The following is an 18,042-nucleotide window of genomic DNA, read 5'->3' as shown; positions in this document are numbered from 1 at the left end:
GTATCAACAGTCCTTTTTGTTTTCGTACCAAGCGTGCAAGGCGTCAATAATCCGCCCTGTTGCCTTGCCATCCCCATAGGGGTTATGCGCAATACTCATCTGACGATAGGCTTCATCATCGTCGAGAAGCCTCGTTGCTTCACCGGCTATTTTCTGGACATCCGTGCCAACGAGCTTCACGGTGCCGGCCTCCACAGCCTCAGGCCGTTCTGTGGTTTCCCGCATCACCAGGACCGGCTTGCCGAGCGCGGGCGCTTCTTCCTGTACGCCACCAGAGTCGGTCAGGATAATGTGGGCCCGACTCATGAGATACACAAAGGGCAAATAGTCCTGGGGCGGCAGAAGATGAACGTTGGGTAGATCCGACAGGTTTTCCTCAACCGGGCCTTTGACGTTGGGGTTCAGGTGGACCGGGTAGACGATCTCGACATCTTGACGCTGAGCAAGTCGGCGAAGCGCCTCGCAGATGCGCTGAAAACCGTCGCCGAAGCTTTCACGGCGGTGGCCGGTAACCAGGATCATCCGCCTCTCGGGATCAAGTCGAAACTCACGAGCGAGCGCGTTACTCTTCTCCTGATCTACATCGAGTAGGGCGACGACCTCATGGAGAGCATCGATTACCGTGTTTCCTGTAACTTGGATACGAGAATCCGGCACGGCTTCGTCTAGAAGAGCACGGCGCGCCCGCTCAGTCGGGGCGAAGTGCAGTTCCGAAATCGCACCGGCGACCTTGCGGTTCACTTCTTCAGGCCAAGGCGAATAAATGTCATGGGTCCTAAGACCCGCCTCGACATGCCCCACTGGAATCCGGGCATAATATGCTGCCAATGTTGCGGCGAGTGTCGTGGTTGTATCACCGTGGACCAGAACGACGTCGGGGCGAACCTGTCCAAGCACTGGAGCAAGACCGCTCAGCACGCTGGATGTGATGCCGGTCAGGTTCTGACCCGGCCTCATCAGATCGAGATCGTAATCGGGACTGAGCCCGAAAAGCTCAAGCACCTGATCCAGCATATTCCGGTGCTGGGCGGTCACGCACAGTCGTGCCTCGATTCCGGGCCGCCGCAGCAGCCCTTTGATAACCGGGGCCATCTTGATGGCTTCGGGACGCGTACCGATTACCGTAAGAACGCGCATCAGAGTAGTTTTCTTGTCGAGCCTACGACCATGCTCACACCTCGGTTGTGGAAAAGGTAACTGGACCTGTAGGCCACAGGCTGAAAAGCAGGTATCGCTTCATTCAGAAGATTTCCGGCCCCAAAATGGGGAAAGTCCAAAGACGGCTCACTCGGTTGAAACAGTCGAAGCCTGAATAGCTTCTGGATTTGGGTCGCCTAAGGGGACGCGCGGTGGTTTGTAAACCGTTCCGAGAAGTTTCATCTCTTCGGCTTTTAAATCAATCATGCGATATACGTCGGCCCGACACCTGGCCCAGACAAAGCCCGCCCGCCCGGCACGCCATACACCTAGCCAGAAGTAACAATAAAGAAACATTAACAGATTTCGGAATGGCAATCTGTGACGAATGGATTTTAACCACATGCGCCGTTGCAAAGCCGACCCGAAAATTTCAGGCTTTTCTGCATATCCGGCTTTCTCAATCCGCATCACTGCTTCCATTGTAGAGTACCGATTTTGTTTGTCATACCAGTGATGCAAGTTGGGGCTGTCGTGATGTTCCAAATCACCTTTTAGATGCGCAACTCCACCTTCTACCAGAAGGTGTTCATTAACTGACACGTCAGAAAAACGACCGGTACCGGTGCGCCAAAGGCGAAGGATCTTCATGCGAACAGGTAGTGGCGTTCCCATGAACCAAAGTCGTCTGTTCATCAAAAATCCGTTAATTTCGTTCTTGGTAATCGCCCTTTCAATAGAAGTCTTTAATTCGTCCGTCAGCCTCTCATCCGGATCAAGCTTCATTGTCCAAGGAGCTGTGATTGGCAAATGGCTGAGGGCGAAATTCCACTGGTCTCCAAAGTTAGTGAACCGTCTCTGCACTACATATACCCCGCGTGCGAGGGCAATATTTACGGTTTGATCCGAACTGAAACTATCGACAAGGAAAACCTCCTGCGCCCAGCCCTCGAGGTTATCCAGAACATCTTCCATATTGTGTGCCTCATTGAGGCTGATTATTATCACTGCGATCGGTACTTTGCCCTTTGGCCGTGGAGATTGGGCGGATTTGTCGGCAGCTTGGGTCATGAGCTTTTCAGTATTGCAAGACAGTTTTGTGGCCAGCCCCAGTTCGCCCTTCATTGATTATGAGGGTCTGCGGGATGACAGTCATTGGTTTCAATTTGAGCGCACGCTAATCTTTGCGCACGCAGTTCGGCAGATTACCACCATTGATTAGCCATTCATAAAATGCCCCCATATCAGCAGCAATTTTATCCCAAGAAAAATCGCGGATCATCCACTCGCGGCCCAGACGACCCATCTCCTCTAGTGTTTCTGGTTCTGTTGCTAGGGCCTTTTCCAAAGCCGCGACCAAAGGCTCAACGCCAATATCAATCCACCAGCCCGCGCGCTGTGTTGCCAATCCTGCCCAAGGTGCGCCTTTGGTAACGATGGCCGGTGTCCCGGCAGCCAGTGCTTCCGCAACCGTCATGCCAAAATTCTCACTATAAGTTGGCAGCACAAAGATATCTGCCTGCCTATAAGCATTGAGCTTTTCCTCGCCATAAATAGGACCGGGAAATATGCATCTCTGCAAGCCCAGCTCCTCCGCCAGGACTTTCATCTTTTGCAAGTAACCACCATTATCGGGTCCCGCAACGACAAGCTGCCAGTTAACATGTCGAGCCTGAACCCTCTGCCAAGCTTGCAGCAGCTGGTGGATACCTTTTTTTTCGTGAATACGCCCGAGAAAAAGTAATTTCCGCATTTCTTTCCGGCACGACTTCGGCTTCTCGATTTCCGGTATGTCAATGCCGTTTGGAATGATCGCAATCGGCTGGTGAAAGCCCAACCGCCGAATATCGATATATTCAGAATCCGCAGTTACATGAAATGCGGTTGCCTGGCGCATCACAGGCTCGACGAACACCGGCCAAAGTATTTTCTTGCGCCACTTAGAATGCTCTAGCGCCCATTCAGACAAACTGCCACGGGGTGAAACTACTAATCGGCAGGCTGAATTGCGGACAGCTTTAGCCGGATACACATTGGTGGCCATCCATAGGCTATGATTATGAATGATGCCGATATTGCCCGCATGCCCCATGTGACGCAGCCAGTGTTTCATTTTGGGGGACACCCCCAGCCTTTTGGGGCCCAAACCATAAGGAAAGTGTTGTACGAAATCGAACGTTTCTTTTTCTTGCTGGGGTCCGAGTACGGCTAGTTTAGTCGTATGACCAGCGGCGACAAGTGCGCTACAAAGCCTTGGGACGGTGTACGAAGGCCCACTCGCTTCATGGCCAATGTGTGGAACTATATGGACAGAACTTGTTTTCACCCAATACCTCCACCTAATCTCGGAAACACCGATTGCCATGGCGGATTTGGCCTTGGGCCCATTTCGTATACGGAGGCTAGGATCCCAGTAATATAGGCGGCACCGGCTTCAGGGCCGAAGCAGCGCGCCCATTGTGCAAGTCTTTTCCGTTCATCAGCTGTCGGTGGGCCCTTATCCATTGCCTGTTTCAGAAAATTTTGCAGAGCCCGGACATCTCCCTTTGGGAAAACCCCGCCAACTCCTGACGCCTTCACCGCCTCAGAAGATCCACAAGCGTCACTGCAGATCGCTGGAACACCGGCCATGAGCGCCTCGGTGACAACTGCCCCCCAGCCGTCGTGGTCACTTGGCAGAACCAGACAATCCAGATCTGTCAAAATGGCGCGCGTTTTGTCCATAGACAACATTCCACGCATGGAAAATCCATTTTCTCCCAACTTTTCGACCGCAAGTTTTTCGATCGTTGACGCTAGCGGACCGGATCCGATAATCACGAATTCAAATGCATAATCTGACAAGCCCGCGAGGGCATCGACCACCAACTCGACGCGCTTGAGGGGAATGAGTCGGCCAATAAATCCAATGCGAAAACGGTTTTTGGAAACCTGTCTTGGTCCATCTTCACCCGATGGAAGCTGAATAAAATAAGTCATCGGAAATATGAGATTTTTCGGAAAGCCCCGTGCGGTCACCCAATCGCTTGTCCGCTCGCCTATCGCCAAAACGAAATCTGGGCGTACCGCCCACCTCCACAAACGACTGCGATAAACCAAGCGTTTGAGTGGCCATTTCCACGATCGTTCATCAACCGTTTCCATGATCGCCCCCCATTTCGCGCCATTGGACTTTAGCGCGCGGCGAACACTTTCCATAATCCCATTCGAGAAAACGCCCTGAACAAGGTGGACCGTATCGGAAGGCACGTCTGCAATTATGCGGTGAATATGCGCTTTATCTTCAATGAGGATGACCTCGACATCCTCTGGCTTTTCACTTTTCCAGCCCATTTCGGATCTTTGCCGGGACATTAACTCCTCAGCGACATACCGAACTTCGTACCCCTCGTCTTTCAAAGCCGAAGCTAGAGAAAACATATGAGGGCTGACAATTCGTTGCCAGAAAACTATCCGATCCATGATCGCTTTTTTACCACCCGAGCGGTCCCAGCCGGACTTGCCGCCCATGTCACAAGTATCATTACCAACATGCCTTGCCCCCCGGCCGAGAAAAACACGTTTTCTCCCAAATTCACAAAAAGACTTGTGAGAATGACTACCAGAGAAGCGAAGCCTGCCCGGCTGGCTCGGGCAATTAACATACCGATCCATGAAAAAAGAAGCAGTGCTCCAGGCACTCCCAATTCTTCAACTATGGCAACCGGCATGACACCCTTTTCGATACTGGCGCCAATTGGCAGCCCTGTGAAAGCGTCCCGCGCCACCGTCATGGTTTCCGGGAAGGAAGCAATCCCGAATCCAATTCCACTTATCGGATAATTTCTAATGTTGGCGATCATGTTGGTAACAAGCAAGCCACGCGATTCCTGATAGGCTCCAGCCAAATCCGAACCGGCCATTGATCGCCCGGACTTTGAAATGTACTGGCTGATTTCTGTCATAAAAACAGATCCAAAAGCGATCAATCCGAAGACAGCAACCCAGAGAGCGAGCGCGAATTTTCCCGTCCGAATTCCGGGTAGAATCGACCTCAATTCATGGATGCGAAAAACAAGAACGAAAAGAAACGGAAAGCCAAATCCAAGGACAAACGCGCCACCTGCTGTCCGAGCTTCGGAAGCAAAAATCATTACCAAAAGAAGTATGAGCAGACCAAAATGCCATGACGGCGGCTTCTTGTTACTGACAATTTGAGCCGCCAGCCAGCCTGCGAGCAAGGCTGCGAAGGGGCCAAAGGCTTGAGGATGGTTAAGGATGCCCTGAAACCCGGTACCATTGCGCAGATATCCAACCCCGCCAGAAATAAAGGGCAAGCTCACCAGCGCGACGGCGATCATTCCGCCAAAGACAAACATTTCAGTCTGCATTCGCTCGTCTGGATTTAGCGCGCCCCAAGCCGCGAGTAAGGATGTAAACGCGATCAAAAAAGAAATCGACTTAAGCAGGGATACATCGGGGATGGGGCTGACAAGCAATGAGTGGATAATGAGGAAAAGGCCTATAAGTAATGTCGCCACGATATGCTTTTTTATTGTCAGCTGGTTCTTGGAAAAATATCCCAACAATACAGAGGCCATTGCCCCGAAGATCACCGCATAGCGCCCTATGGCACCAAGAGAAGCCTCTGAGGCAAGACCTGGATTGAACATGGTGAACAACCAGGACATGAACAGCGCCTGGATGGCTTGCCGAGGGCCAAACAAGGCCCACGCAGCCAGGACCAGGTAACTCAAATTCGCGGTCGGCCCACTGGCTAACCGCAAGAACAGCGCCAACAATGGCACGATGAGTGACTTGGGCAGATGGTATCTGTGTTGTTTTCCTATTGGATACTGTCGGTAATTGGTCAAGCTCTGCACCGGCAACACTATCCTTCGCCTTCGCCGGCAAGAAACCGGATGATCTTTGCAGGGACACCTCCGATTATTGCCCCTTGCGGGGTGTCGCTGTGGACTACAGCCCCTGCCGCAACGACTGTTTTGTGTTTTACAGTTACACCGGGCAATATGGTTGACGTCGCTCCAACCCAAACACCATCCTCGATATTAATCGGTTCGCTAATGCCTTTTCCCGCAGTGCGAGGGCCACTTTCATCAATTTCATGCGTTCCGGTTCCAATATAAACCCTAGGGGCAATATCTACGTTACTACCGATATGCACCGGCGCGCTACAGACAATCAGACTCTGCGGGCCGATCCAAACATGGTCGCCAATTGTGAGCTTTCTGTGCCCGAGTATTGTAACGGATGAGCAAATATTAACATCTCTCCCGATCTCTGCTCCCGCCCAACGCAACAGGAGTGCCTTCAGTTTGAACAGTCGGGTTTCGGGGAAAAAAAAGAACAGTTTAAGAACGACGAAGAGGCGAAAAGGTCTCATATTTTTCGGACCGCCATGCGAGCATGGGCCTGCACCAACTTTTCTGACTTGATACTATAAACTGACAAAGCCAGCATAACGAAATACGAAATAGATAAAGAAAGCGCTCCCGCCCAAGCCCCATAATCCATAGCCATAGCCATGACGGCTACACCAATCATAGCGAGCAGAAAAACTAAATTTATCTTCAGCCATGTCCACTGATGGTTGGAAAATACGATAAGATTCCCGAGCATTTGCGAGGTGGCCGCCAGCATTGCAATCACCAAGAACACACTCAGTAACAGTATTTCGTCTTCGTACATGCGGCCATACAGCGCCATGATTTGACGCCCAAACAGCACGCCAAACACAACAAGAAGGCCAGAGGTGGCAAGTGACAACTTGAGTCCTAACAGGAGGTGTTTTTTCACTGGATCGTCAATGCTGGGCCGGTCGATGCTCCGCACCAATCGCGGTACGGAAACACGCGAGACACTACCCGGCAGGAACATGCCGAGCGCAAACCACTGCAGGCCTATTGAGTAAACCGCCAAAGCATACTCGCCACTGCTTCCGCTCAAGATGACCCGCCCCACGGCCCACGGTCCGGTGCTAGCGACCAAAGATATCAGAAACATGGGAAGGGAAAAACCGAAAACATGAAACAAATCAGATCTAGCGAATGGAAACCCTTTCCGTAAATTCTGCCAACCAATAACCCTGATGACAATGGCCCAGCAGCCAACGACCCTGATGAGACTGCCCACAATCAATCCTACCAGGGTCAGCGTAAGACTTTGAATTGTTGCTGCATAGAACGCCATACCAACGACGAACCCGCCGCTCAATATGGAAAGAAGGGCATCCTGGCGATATTTTTCCAGCCCATTCAAAGCATTTTGCGGCACCACCTCCAGTGCAAAAACCAATACTCCAAGCGCCAAAGCCCATGCCGGCAAAGGGAGGTTATCGGCCAGCCAATTCATTGGCAGCAAGAGTAGTCCGAGCGCCGGGAGTAGAGAAAAAATGGTGGAAACGCTCACCATAGCCGCAATCACTCGGCTCTTCGCCTGATCCATGTTGTCCGCGCCAACAAAATACCGGTTGGCTGTCACGCCCAACCCCATTGCGGAGTAGGTTGCCAACATATTCACAGTCAACAGGAAAAAACTGTACGCAGCGAAAACTTCAACGTCGAGATTTCGCGCGAGTATAATGGATGTTGCCAACAAGCCACCACGCGACAGCAGTCGACCAGCTGTCACCCAGAATATTTGTGATACAATAAATTTGCTCACCGCTATCGCCACGCGAGGTCTACAGGAGAGATTCGGAAATTGTGTTTCAACTCTTTGGCCCCCTCACAGCCGTCGCGCTGTATTCTTTTCTTTCACGGCCCGCCCCCATCTCCGCCCTCACCGCCTCAATCTCCGCCTTCAGCGCCTCATACTCCCGCATCTTCCGCGCCAAGAAGCGTCCGGTCAGGGCCGCCTTCTCGGCCACCCCCTTGGGTGTCAGCAGGTACATATACTTCCGCTTGTTCTCGGCTTCCTGGAAGTTCCGCATCTTCACGAAGCCCTTCTCGACCAGCGCGTTGAGGCAATAGTTGACGCCGCCGAGGCTGATGCCCAGCGCCTTGGCGATCTCGCGCTGGCTGGCGGTGGGGTTTTCCTCGAGGAGGCGCAGGACGCGGAAGCGGATGTCTTCGGCTTTGGCCTGGTTTCTATTGGGCATGGGGAATGGGTGGTGTGTGGCCCTTGAGCGAAGTCACGGCTACCGCACGGAGGCTCGCGCGGGGGGCCTCGGGGGTGGAATGGGCAGCGGTGTCAGCGAACCGAAAGGCATGATGGTTCAAGATTGAACATTTAGCCGATTCCTGTTGCGAGGGGAAGGCCCAATGTCACCTTCCCCGAGGGTTTGCGCGTGACGCAGGCGGCCCTACGGTTCCAGGCAAGGGCCGCCAGCCGGTGGTGCCACACTCTCGAACTCGAAAGACGGGTGAGAGACGCCGAAGATACGTCAACCTGAGCGCGCTGGGCGCTGCTCCTTCCCGGCGATGTTTTCAGTGTGTTTCGGTTACGAACAACCCCAAAACCCCCGAAAACATCCCCCAAATACCGTTGTCACATTTCGCCATATGTTCCCGATACGTCCCGCCGGAATTTTCCACTTACCCTTTGATATAACGCGATATTCCTTCCGGCTTGCAAATCTCCCGACACTGGTTCCGTTTTCGAGACAATCATGCCAGAATACGTCCGCATGCCAACAAATTGGAGACGACTGCCCGCTCACGATCATGACGGCCTGTCACCTGTTCTCCGCCCAGACAGTCTTGGCCCAGCCAAAGGCCTCCTCGATCCGCTTGCGATGTTTCAGGGACAGCCCATAGCCTTCATGCCGGGTGGTGCGCCCGTCGATGGCCGAGTGCCGCGATTTCCGTGCGACATGCGGGGTCACGCAGGCCTGCCGCAGTTCGGCGATGAAGCCGGTGGCATCATAGCCCTTGTCCGCACCCAGGGTCAGCCGCCGTGTCGATTCGGGGGAATGGCGGTGGATCATGTCCAGCGCCGCACGCCGCTCGGCATGCCCGTCGGCCCGGGTCGGGTTGCGGGAGGGGTGTCGGATGTGGGCGGGTCGCCCGGGTCGTCGTCATCGGGGCCATCGGGCGGTGCACTCCCGGCTTTCGCCTGAAAGCTCTTCATCGAGGCCCAGGCCTTGACCAGCGTCCCGCCGACCGAGAAATGCTCGTCCGACAACAGCGGTGCCACCTCGCGGTGGGCCAGGATCGCCGCCATGACCTTGCGCGACATCTCGGTCATCAGCAGCCGGTCGCGGTTCTTGCTGAACACCGTGGGCCTTCGGCCCGGGGCTCCGCCCGTTCAGGGCTGAAATCTGTCCACCGGACAGATTTCCGGGCGCCCTTCACCCCAGACAGGGTCGTCGATCCCGAGCCCTTTGAGCCAGCCAAACAGCAGGTTATAGTGCATCTGCTCCATCAACTGCCGCTCGGAGCGCACGGAAAACAGGATCTGGTGCAGGCTGGCCCGGATCAGCCGCTCCGGCGCGATCGAGGGGCGACCGAAAGCGGTGTAAAGCGCCTCGAACTCGGCATCCAGGCTGGTCAGTGCATCGTTCACCACCTGCCGGATCTTGCGCAAAGGATGCCGCGCCGGGATGCGCTCTTCCAGGTCAACATAGCTGAACAGCGACCCGCTCATCTCCTCCGTACCGCGCGGCATCACCCCCTGCGTTGCCCTGAACCAGAGTGAATCATGGTCTCAAAGCCGCAGCAAGAGATGGCTTTGTGTGGATGCCGCTCTGAATGCAAGGACATTTTGAACCTCCTGGATGTGTGATCGAGTGCGAGCTTGTGTCAGGCCTTTGATGTGCGGCTCTTTCACTTGCCGCTGGCCGGGATGGCGATCCGCAGGCCGGGTCCAACACTTTTCACCGGGCTCGAAGCCCTACGCATCTCGCTGGTTTTCCCAACCCCGATCTGATCGATCAGTTGTCCATTCAGTTCTTGCCTCCCTCACATCCCCGACACCCAGCCTCAGACCAACGGATGATCGATGATCATGCCGCCGCCATGGCCGGATCCCGGTAACTCTCGTTCTTCGTCAGCATTGCCCAGATCCGCCGGGCCATCTTGTTGGCAAGCGCGATGGCGACAAGGATACGGGGTTTTCGCAGCATCAGCTTGCCCAGCCAGGTGTCCTCGGGGATGCCACGTCGGCAAGCCCCGACCATTGCCGCCATGGCTCCGATGATCAGCAGCCTTCGGATGTCATGCTGCCCGGCCTTTGATATTCGTCCAAGCCGCGCCTTGCCACCGGACGACCTTTGTCGCGGGACGAGCCCAAGCCAGGCCGCGAAGTCGCGCCCGCGCCGGAAGCTCTCCATCGGTGGCGCAAATGCCTCAATGGCAAGAGCCGTGACCGGACCGACCCCGGGCATGGTCTGCAACAGTCGCGCGGTCTGGCCCTGCTTGCCCAACTCGTTGACCTGGTCGTTCAAGCCTTCGAGATGTCCGGACAGGTTGTCGATCTGATCCAGAAGCTGCTGACAGGCGACGCGTGCGACCTTTGGCAGGTCGCTGGTCTCATCCGCGATGACCTCTGCCAACCGGGGCAGATGCTGCAAACCGACCGGTGCGATATAGCCGAACTCATAGAGATGCGAGCGCAGCGCATTTATCAGCTCGATCCGTTGGGCGACCAGCTTCTGGCGGATACGGAACACGACCGCGCGAGCTTGCTGTTCGGCGCTTTTAGGTTCGACAAAACGCATGTTGGGACGCATCGCCGCCTCGACTATGGCCTCCGCATCGGCCGCATCATTCTTTTGCCGCTTCACGAACGGGGTCACGTACTGAGGCGAAATCACCCATACGGCATGACCCATGTCAGCCAGTTCCCGTGCCCAGTAATGCGACCCCGGACAGGCCTCCATCGCCACGGTGCAGGCGGGATGCCTGGCCATGAACCGCTGGAACTGTGGCCGTGACAGCCGTTTTCGGAACACCGCAGACCCGTCTGCCGCCCCGCCGTGCAACTGAAATACATTCTTTGCAAGATCAATTCCAATGATGGTAACATTTTCCATGGATGCCCTCTCCTTTTCCTTGTGTTTCTCAACATCACAAGCTTGGCACATTGCGATGCCGTCGGGGAGAGCGGCATCCACCCCATCTTTTCAGCAGCCTGTTAGATACTCGTTGGAATGATCGAAGAAAGGAAACGCTGCACATGGGCACCGCCCGACCACTCGCCGCGAAGCCCGACCAGAACCTGCGCGATCGCCTGCAGAATCTGGCCGCGACACGCGATCGATCCAGTGACCGGTTGCTGCTCCAGGATGGCCTCAGGGCCCGGGCCGAATACCCGGAAACCAACCTTCACGTCACCCGTTACGAGGCCGATGCCTGGCTGGCATGCCCGATCCTGCGGTGCAAAACCTATCGAGGCATGTCCGAAGGTGACTTCCCGCCCCTTCGCAAACTGTCAAAACATCGCAGTCCCGCCGGGAATATCTGGTGCCGGCAGAGGGACTTGAACCCCCGACCCCGAGATTACAAATCACGTGCTCTACCAGCTGAGCTATACCGGCCCGACGGCTTTCCATTACCCGACCGGATTTGCCGCTTCAAGCCGCATCTTCCGCCCGTTCCGCCCTCGCCACCACGTATCGGCCGGGGCGGCGCGGCAAAGACGTTTGACGGGCCGGGGGCGAAAGGATAACTCAGTCGGAACGCCGATCCGGCACGGAGCACGCTTGGAAACATGCAGGTCATCTTTCACGCCGGCGCCCATTGCACAGACGAAGACCGCCTGCTGAAATGCCTTCTGCGCAACAAGGCGCAGCTGGCCCGGCACGGCACCGCCGTGCCCGGGCCGGGCAAGTATCGGACGCTGCTGAAGGAAGCCTACAAGGCGATGCTGAACGCCCCGCCGGCCGAGGATGCCCGGGAGGTTCTGATCGACGCCATCCTCGACGAGGAAACCGCCGACCGCCTGGTCCTGTCCAACGAGAACTTCTTCGGGTCGCAGCGTTACGCGCTCGACGGCAACACGCTATACCCCCTGGCCGAAGAGCGTCTGGACCAGACCCGGCAGCTGTTCCACCTCGACCGGATCGAACTGTTCCTGGCGATCCGCAACCCGGCCAGCTTCCTGCCGCTGGTGCTGCGCAAGGCCTCGGCCAAGCGCCTGCACGAGGTCCTTTCGACGACCGACCCGGCCGCGCTGCGCTGGTCCGACCTGCTGACCCGCATCCGCGCCGCCCTGCCCGAAATCCCGATCACCGTCTGGTGCAACGAGGACACGCCGCTGATCTGGGGGCAGCTGCTGCGCGAGATGGGCGGGCTAGACCACGGCGCGCCGGTCGAGGGCGAGCTTGACCTGCTGGCGGAGATCATGTCGCCCGACGGAATGCAGAGGCTGAAGGCGTATCTTGCCGCGCGCCCCGAGCTGACCGAGATCCACCGCCGCCGCGTCTATGCCGCCTTCCTCGACAAGTTCGCCATCGATGAAGCGGTCGAAGAGGAACTCGACCTGCCCGGCTGGACCGAAGAGCTGGTGGACGACCTGACCGAGCGCTATGACGAGGACCTGCTGCGCATCCAGCGCATCCCCGACGTGACCCTGATCACGCCCTGAGAAGGGGCACGCATCGGCCCTGTTCGCTCTTGCGCGACGGGGGACAGGGCTGCGATACATCCGGGTAGATCCGGAGCGACACGAGAGAGCCGATGCCCCGCCCCCAGCCCCGACAGATGATCCTTGTCCTGGCGCTCTGGGCGTTCGGCGTCCTTGCCGCGGCCGGCAGCGCGGTGGCGGGCACGGTCACCGTTTTTGCCGCGGCCAGCCTCAAGACCGCCCTGGACGAGATCGCCGCCGCCTTCTCCGACGAAAGCGGCAACCGGGTCCGGCTGGTCTATGGCGGCAGTTCGGCGCTGGCCCGCCAGCTGCAGCATGGGGCCCCGGCGAACCTGTTCCTGTCCGCCAATGCCGCGTGGATGGATGCGGTCGCCGCCGACGGGCTGCTGGCGGAAGGCACGCGCAGCGACCTGCTGACCAACCGGCTGGTGCTGATTGCCGGCACCGGCGAAGAAGGTGGCGCACTGACGCTGGAGTCCGGGGTGGATTTGTTGGCGCGGATGGAGGGCGGGCGGCTGGCAGTGGCACTGGTGGATGCGGTGCCGGCGGGGATCTATGCAAGGGCCGCGCTGCAATCCCTGGGACTATGGGACGTGCTGGCTGACCGGCTGGCGCAGGCCGGCAGCGTGACCGGGGCGCTGCGGCTGGTGGCCAGCGGTGCCGCACCCCTCGGCATCGTCTATGCCACCGATGCGGCGGCCTCGCCCGATGTGCGGGTGCTGGGCGTCTTTCCCGAAGACAGCCACCCGCCGATCCGCTACCCGGTGGCGGTGCTGGCCGATGGCGACGGCGCGCAGGCGCGCGCCTTCCTCGACTTCCTGAAGGGTCCGCGGGCGGCGGACATCTTCCGCGCCACGGGCTTCGGGCTGGTGGAGGATCCGTCTTGAGCAACTGGCTCGGCCCCGACGAGTGGGAGGCGATCGGCCTTTCGCTGCGCGTCTCGATCTGGGCGGTGCTGGCCAGCCTGCCTCCGGGGCTGTTCACCGCCTTCGCGCTGGCGCGGTGGGAGTTTCGCGGCAAGCAGTTGGTGAACGCGCTGGTGCACTTGCCGTTGATCCTGCCGCCGGTGGTGACCGGCTACCTGCTGCTGCTGACCTTTGGGCGCAAGGGACCGGTGGGGGCGTGGCTTTACGATCTGTTCGGCGTCACCATCGCCTTTCGCTGGACCGGCGCGGTGCTGGCGGCGGCGATCATGGCCTTTCCGCTGATGGTGCGGGCAATGCGTCTGGCGATCGAGGCGGTCGATCCCAGGCTGGAGCAGGCGGCGGCGACGCTGGGCGCATCAAGGGTCTGGGTCTTCGTGACCGTCACCCTGCCGCTGGTGCTGCCCGGCATCATCGCCGGGGCGGTTCTGGCCTTTGCCCGCGCGGTGGGCGAGTTCGGGGCCACCATCACCTTCGTCTCCAACATCCCCGGCGAAACCCGGACCCTGCCGCTGGCGATCTACACCTTCCTGCAGGTGCCGGGCGGCGAGACGCGGGCGCTGCACCTGGTGGCGATTTCGGTGGCGCTGGCGGTGGCGGCGCTTCTGGTATCCGAAATCCTGGCCCGCCGCGCCGCGCGCAGGGTGGCCGGAGCATGAGCCTGCGGGTGGAGATCACGCATCCCTTCGCCGGGTTCCGGCTGGATGTCTCCTTCGAGGCGCCTTCGGGCATCACCGCCCTGTTCGGCCGCTCGGGGGCGGGCAAGACCACGGTGGTCAATGCGGTTTCCGGCCTGCTGCGGCCGGCACGCGGCCGGATCGAGCTGGCCGGCGAGGTGCTGTTCGATTCGCGCACGCGAGTGAACCTGCCGGTGCACCGGCGGCGGCTGGGCTATGTGTTTCAGGACGGGCGGCTGTTTCCGCATCTTTCGGTGCGCCAGAACCTGATCTATGGGGCGCGCTTCGCCCCGCGCGGGGCGCAGGGCCCGTCGCTGGAGGAGGTCTGCGCGCTGCTGGGCATCGACGCGCTGCTTGAACGCCGACCCGGATCGCTTTCGGGTGGAGAAAAACAGCGGGTGGCGATCGGCAGGGCGCTGCTGTCGCGTCCGCGGATGCTGTTGATGGACGAGCCGCTGGCGGCGCTGGATACCGCGCGCAAGGAGGAAATCCTGCCCTACCTGGAGCGGCTGCGGGACCGGACCGAGATCCCGGTTCTCTATGTCAGCCATTCGGTGGCCGAGGTGGCGCGGCTGGCCACCTTCGTGGTGGTGCTGGAATCGGGGCGGGTGGCACGGGCGGGCACGGCCGAGCGGGTTCTGTCCGATCCGGCCACAGTGCGCCAGATCGGCCTGCGCGAGGCCGGCGCGGTGCTGGGCGCGACCGTGATCCGGCATCACCCGGACGGGCTGACGGAACTCGCGGTCTCGGGCGGGCGGCTGTTCCTGCCTGAGACGGATGCGCCGGAGGGGGCGCGGCTGCGGGTGCGCATTCTTGCCCATGACGTGATCGTGGCGCTGGAGGCGCCGCACGGGCTTTCGGCGCTCAATGTCCTGCCCTGCGAGGTGCTGGCGCTGCGCTCGGGCGGCGGGCCCGGCGTCATGGTCCAGCTGCGTTGCGGCAGCGACCGGCTGCTGGCGCGGATCACCCGCCGGTCGGCCGAGGCGCTGGGACTTGCGCCGGGGATGAGGGTGTTTGCGGTGGCCAAGTCGGTTTCGGTGGCCCGCACCGATATCGGCAGCGGCTGAGGGGGCAGTCAGGGGCTCTGCCCCTCTGCGCGCCTGCGGCGCGCATTCACCCCGAAGTATTTGGAGCAAGAGGAAGGGGAAGAGGCGTGGTCACATGCCCAGCGCCTGCTTGTAGAGTTCCAGGACCGCCTCCTCCTCGGCGATTTCGTCCTTGTCGCGCTTGCGCAGCGCGATCAGCTTGCGCATCACCTTCGTGTCGTAGCCGCGGGCCTTGGCCTCGGCCATCACCTCTTTCTGCTGATCGGCGATGTCCTTCTTTTCGGCCTCCAGTCGTTCGATGCGCTCGATGAAGCTGCGCAGTTCGTCCGCGGTCACGCGATAGGTGGCGTCGGGGGAATGATCGTCCATGAACGGGCTCCGTCCGGTTGCTGTCTGGGTTGGGTGGGACTGCGGGATACAGGCGCGCAAACCGGGCCGCAAGGCGCGATTGCGTCATCGCCGGTCGCAATCGGTTCTTGATCGGCGCGCCGTCTGGCCCTATGAGCGGCTTGCTCTGGTTCGGCGGCGCGAGTCGCCGGCAAAAGGGAACGCGGTGCGGCCCGGGGGTGAGGAACCTCCCGCCAACGGCCAATGCCGCGACTGCCCCCGCAACTGTAGGCGGAGAGCGCCACCGGTTGATGCCACTGATCCCCCGGCGGGATCGGGAAGGTCCGGACGAGGCGCTGTGACCCGCGAGTCAGGAGACCTGCCAGAGCGATCACCTTCCACCGGCGCGGGGGGCGCCGGCAGGGCGGCGTCTGTTCCGTAGTGGTGACACCCTTACTCACCCGTTCGTGGACGGCGCTTCCCGTGCCTTCCGCGGCAAAACCGTAACAGAAGGTCTGGAAGGAATCGGGACCATGAAAAAACTCGTTGCCACCGTCTCTGCACTTGCCGTGGGCTCTGCGCTGGGCGCGGGCTTGCGTGGCGCAGCGGCGCAGGAAGCATTCGACCTGGGCGAGATTGCCGTTTTCGCCAACAGGTCGGGACAGGAAACTGAACTGAAACGCACCGGCGCCACGATCGAGGTCGTGACCGGGGAAGATCTGGGACAGGCCCCCGAAACCACGGTGGCGGATTACCTGTCGCGCCTGCCCGGCCTGTCGGTCAGCGCCAATGGCGCGCTTGGCGCCAGCACGCAGCTGCGCATCCGGGGGCTGGACGGAAAATACATCAAGGTCCTCGTGGACGGCATCGACGTGACCGATCCCAGCCAGCCCCAGACCCAGTTCAACTGGGCCGGGCTGACAACGACGGCCGTGAGCCGGATCGAGATCCTCAAGGGCACCAGTTCGTCGCTGTACGGATCGCGGGCGATCGGCGGCGTGGTCAACATCACCACCGCCCCGCGCCGGGATACGCCGGGCACCCGGACCACGCTGACCGCCGAAGGCGGCAGCTACGACACCTTCCGCACCGGAGCAAACATCGTGCACCGGGGCCAGCGTGGCGGGCTGAGCATCAGCCTGAACCATGTGAACACCCGCGGCTTCTCGGCCAAGGCCGGGGCTGCCAACACCGAACCCGACGGCTACCGGGGCACGCAGCTGAACCTGAGCGGCGATGTCCAGGCAAGCGATGTCCTGAATCTCGGTTTCTCGGCCTATGCGCTCAACGGCAACGGGGATTATGACGAATGGATCGGCGACGGCGCGCCGCCCTATGACGAGACATTCAGCACCCGGACCCGCGCCGCCCGCGGTTTTGCCGAGATGCAGACCGGTGGCGTGCAAAGCACGCTGTCCTACACCTATTACCAGAACGACCGGGTCTTCAATTCCAATGGCTTTTCCTCGCCCTTCTTCGGCAAGCGTCAGAAGCTCGACTATACCGGTGTCTATCGCCAGTCCGACGCGCTGCGCTATACCTTCGGCGCCGACTGGCAGCGGGAAAGCTTCAACACCGGCTTCGACCGCGGTTCGGAAGACAATTCCGGCCTGTTCGGAGAAGTCCTCTACGCCCCGCGTGAAGATGTCGATCTGGCCGCATCGCTGCGCTATGACAACTACCAGTCCTTCGGTGGGAACCTGTCGGGCAGGCTGGCCGCCGCATGGCAGCTGAGCAATGCCACGACGCTCAATGCCGTCGCGGCGACCGGGTTCCGGGCGCCGTCGCTTTACGAGCTCAACAGCACGCTTTACGGCAACCCCTCGCTGCGCCCCGAGGAAAGCACCAGCTTCGAGCTGGGCGTGACCCATCAGTTCGGCCCCGGCAGCTATCTGCGCGGCACCGCCTTCTACAACCGGATCGACAACCTGATCCAGTTCGTCGTCCTGTCATTCGTGCCCTTCTCTGGGCAGTATCGGCAGGTCGCCGGGACCTCGACCACCAAGGGGGTCGAGCTTGCCGGGGAGTGGGCGATCAGCGACCGGGTCAGGCTGTTCGGCAATTACACCTATACCGAGACTTCCGACGCCACCGGCGCGCGGCTGCTGCGGGTGCCGGGGCATGACCTGGTGGTCGGGCTGGACGCCGATCTGTCCGACAGGTGGCGGGCCAACCTCTCGGTGCAGCACGTGGCCGACCGCCCCGACGAGTTCGGCACCGCCATGCCGAACTACACGGTTGTCAATGCCGGCCTGTCCTACCAGCTGACCGACAGCGCGGCCGCCTGGCTGCGGGTCGAGAACCTGACCGACGAAACCTACCAGACCTCGGCCGGGTATAATGCCTCGGGGCGGGCGATCTTCGCGGGGCTGCGTGCGGCCTTCTAGGATCATATCCCTTGCCGCC

At 59.6% G+C, this 18,042-nt stretch carries 15 protein-coding genes, 1 tRNA gene, 1 pseudogene and 1 riboswitch; of the genes and pseudogenes, 5 read left to right on the top strand and 12 right to left on the bottom strand.

Annotation, left to right across the window (positions count from 1 at the left end):
• Positions 1 to 3: 3 nt before the first annotated feature.
• From wecB to ACZ5CM_RS05030, 11 genes and pseudogenes are all read right to left on the bottom strand, one after another.
• Positions 4 to 1,137 carry a non-hydrolyzing UDP-N-acetylglucosamine 2-epimerase gene (wecB, locus tag ACZ5CM_RS05080; protein ID WP_464641629.1) on the bottom strand — a complete coding sequence of 378 codons (1,134 nt, stop codon included), beginning with the start codon at positions 1,135 to 1,137 and terminating at the stop codon, positions 4 to 6.
• Positions 1,138 to 1,284: 147 nt separating this feature from the next.
• On the bottom strand, positions 1,285 to 2,262 hold the full coding sequence (locus ACZ5CM_RS05075; RefSeq protein WP_464641628.1) for a glycosyltransferase family 2 protein: 978 nt from the start codon (positions 2,260 to 2,262) through the stop codon (positions 1,285 to 1,287).
• 52 nt (positions 2,263 to 2,314) lie between these two features.
• On the bottom strand, positions 2,315 to 3,502 hold the full coding sequence (locus ACZ5CM_RS05070) for a glycosyltransferase (protein ID WP_464641627.1): 1,188 nt from the start codon (positions 3,500 to 3,502) through the stop codon (positions 2,315 to 2,317).
• Complete coding sequence (locus tag ACZ5CM_RS05065) at positions 3,460 to 4,647, bottom strand: glycosyltransferase family 4 protein (RefSeq protein WP_464641626.1); 1,188 nt, start codon at positions 4,645 to 4,647, stop codon at positions 3,460 to 3,462. The genes ACZ5CM_RS05070 and ACZ5CM_RS05065 overlap by 43 nt, the downstream gene beginning before the upstream one ends.
• Entirely contained in the window at positions 4,587 to 5,807 is a 1,221-nt protein-coding gene (locus ACZ5CM_RS05060) for a hypothetical protein (protein WP_464641625.1), read from the bottom strand. The genes ACZ5CM_RS05065 and ACZ5CM_RS05060 overlap by 61 nt, the downstream gene beginning before the upstream one ends.
• Positions 5,808 to 6,007: 200 nt before the next feature.
• Complete coding sequence (locus ACZ5CM_RS05055; RefSeq protein WP_464641624.1) at positions 6,008 to 6,520, bottom strand: acyltransferase; 513 nt, start codon at positions 6,518 to 6,520, stop codon at positions 6,008 to 6,010.
• Positions 6,517 to 7,812, bottom strand: coding sequence for an oligosaccharide flippase family protein (locus tag ACZ5CM_RS05050; RefSeq protein WP_464641623.1), 1,296 nt, complete (start codon positions 7,810 to 7,812; stop codon positions 6,517 to 6,519). The genes ACZ5CM_RS05055 and ACZ5CM_RS05050 overlap by 4 nt, the downstream gene beginning before the upstream one ends.
• A 34-nt stretch (positions 7,813 to 7,846) precedes the next feature.
• The gene (locus ACZ5CM_RS05045; RefSeq protein ID WP_464641622.1) at positions 7,847 to 8,236 is read right to left on the bottom strand and encodes a MarR family EPS-associated transcriptional regulator; all 390 of its coding nucleotides are present in this window, start codon (positions 8,234 to 8,236) and stop codon (positions 7,847 to 7,849) included.
• Positions 8,237 to 8,812: 576 nt separating this feature from the next.
• Positions 8,813 to 9,744, bottom strand: a pseudogene (locus ACZ5CM_RS05040) (transposase).
• A 337-nt stretch (positions 9,745 to 10,081) separates the two neighbouring features.
• Positions 10,082 to 11,110 (bottom strand): IS110 family RNA-guided transposase, encoded by a 1,029-nt coding sequence (locus ACZ5CM_RS05035; protein ID WP_464641621.1) that lies wholly within the window; start codon positions 11,108 to 11,110, stop codon positions 10,082 to 10,084.
• 428 nt (positions 11,111 to 11,538) lie between these two features.
• Positions 11,539 to 11,614 (bottom strand) — tRNA-Thr (locus tag ACZ5CM_RS05030).
• A 173-nt stretch (positions 11,615 to 11,787) separates the two neighbouring features.
• On the opposite strand from ACZ5CM_RS05030, the gene ACZ5CM_RS05025 reads away from it, so the two are divergent.
• The 4 genes from ACZ5CM_RS05025 to modC all read left to right on the top strand — a co-directional run bounded on the left by ACZ5CM_RS05025 (position 11,788) and on the right by modC (position 15,330).
• Positions 11,788 to 12,663: a hypothetical protein gene (locus tag ACZ5CM_RS05025; protein ID WP_464641620.1), complete on the top strand. Its 876-nt coding sequence runs from the start codon at positions 11,788 to 11,790 to the stop codon at positions 12,661 to 12,663.
• Between the two features lie 92 nt (positions 12,664 to 12,755).
• Positions 12,756 to 13,550: a molybdate ABC transporter substrate-binding protein gene (gene modA, locus ACZ5CM_RS05020; protein WP_464641619.1), complete on the top strand. Its 795-nt coding sequence runs from the start codon at positions 12,756 to 12,758 to the stop codon at positions 13,548 to 13,550.
• Entirely contained in the window at positions 13,547 to 14,245 is a 699-nt protein-coding gene (modB, locus tag ACZ5CM_RS05015; RefSeq protein WP_464641618.1) for a molybdate ABC transporter permease subunit, read from the top strand. The genes modA and modB overlap by 4 nt, the downstream gene beginning before the upstream one ends.
• A complete protein-coding gene (gene modC, locus ACZ5CM_RS05010; RefSeq protein WP_464641617.1) occupies positions 14,242 to 15,330 on the top strand; it encodes a molybdenum ABC transporter ATP-binding protein in 1,089 nt (362 codons plus the stop codon). Before modB ends, modC begins: the two co-directional genes overlap by 4 nt.
• Positions 15,331 to 15,420: 90 nt before the next feature.
• On the opposite strand, the gene ACZ5CM_RS05005 is transcribed toward modC, so the two are convergent.
• Complete coding sequence (locus tag ACZ5CM_RS05005) at positions 15,421 to 15,678, bottom strand: DUF2312 domain-containing protein (protein WP_464641616.1); 258 nt, start codon at positions 15,676 to 15,678, stop codon at positions 15,421 to 15,423.
• 129 nt (positions 15,679 to 15,807) lie between these two features.
• A riboswitch (cobalamin riboswitch) is annotated at positions 15,808 to 16,037 on the top strand.
• 132 nt (positions 16,038 to 16,169) lie between these two features.
• On the opposite strand from ACZ5CM_RS05005, the gene ACZ5CM_RS05000 reads away from it, so the two are divergent.
• Positions 16,170 to 18,023: a TonB-dependent receptor plug domain-containing protein gene (locus tag ACZ5CM_RS05000; RefSeq protein WP_464641615.1), complete on the top strand. Its 1,854-nt coding sequence runs from the start codon at positions 16,170 to 16,172 to the stop codon at positions 18,021 to 18,023.
• Positions 18,024 to 18,042 lie beyond the last annotated feature (19 nt).

It is taken from the genome of Piezobacter thermophilus (genome assembly GCF_055386745.1).
The sequence above is the reverse complement of the archived record's forward strand: the minus strand, read 5'-3'. Positions and strand labels throughout refer to the sequence as shown.

Coding starts and splice junctions, on each gene's coding strand:
- wecB (WP_464641629.1), bottom strand. CDS start 1,137: ATGCGCGTTCTTACGGTAATCGGTACGCGTCCCGAAGCCATCAAGATG.
- ACZ5CM_RS05075 (WP_464641628.1), bottom strand. CDS start 2,262: ATGAAGGGCGAACTGGGGCTGGCCACAAAACTGTCTTGCAATACTGAA.
- ACZ5CM_RS05070 (WP_464641627.1), bottom strand. CDS start 3,502: ATGGCAATCGGTGTTTCCGAGATTAGGTGGAGGTATTGGGTGAAAACA.
- ACZ5CM_RS05065 (WP_464641626.1), bottom strand. CDS start 4,647: ATGGGCGGCAAGTCCGGCTGGGACCGCTCGGGTGGTAAAAAAGCGATC.
- ACZ5CM_RS05060 (WP_464641625.1), bottom strand. CDS start 5,807: ATGTCCTGGTTGTTCACCATGTTCAATCCAGGTCTTGCCTCAGAGGCT.
- ACZ5CM_RS05055 (WP_464641624.1), bottom strand. CDS start 6,520: ATGAGACCTTTTCGCCTCTTCGTCGTTCTTAAACTGTTCTTTTTTTTC.
- ACZ5CM_RS05045 (WP_464641622.1), bottom strand. CDS start 8,236: ATGCCCAATAGAAACCAGGCCAAAGCCGAAGACATCCGCTTCCGCGTC.
- ACZ5CM_RS05035 (WP_464641621.1), bottom strand. CDS start 11,110: ATGGAAAATGTTACCATCATTGGAATTGATCTTGCAAAGAATGTATTT.
- ACZ5CM_RS05025 (WP_464641620.1), top strand. CDS start 11,788: ATGCAGGTCATCTTTCACGCCGGCGCCCATTGCACAGACGAAGACCGC.
- modA (WP_464641619.1), top strand. CDS start 12,756: ATGCCCCGCCCCCAGCCCCGACAGATGATCCTTGTCCTGGCGCTCTGG.
- modC (WP_464641617.1), top strand. CDS start 14,242: ATGAGCCTGCGGGTGGAGATCACGCATCCCTTCGCCGGGTTCCGGCTG.
- ACZ5CM_RS05005 (WP_464641616.1), bottom strand. CDS start 15,678: ATGGACGATCATTCCCCCGACGCCACCTATCGCGTGACCGCGGACGAA.
- ACZ5CM_RS05000 (WP_464641615.1), top strand. CDS start 16,170: ATGAAAAAACTCGTTGCCACCGTCTCTGCACTTGCCGTGGGCTCTGCG.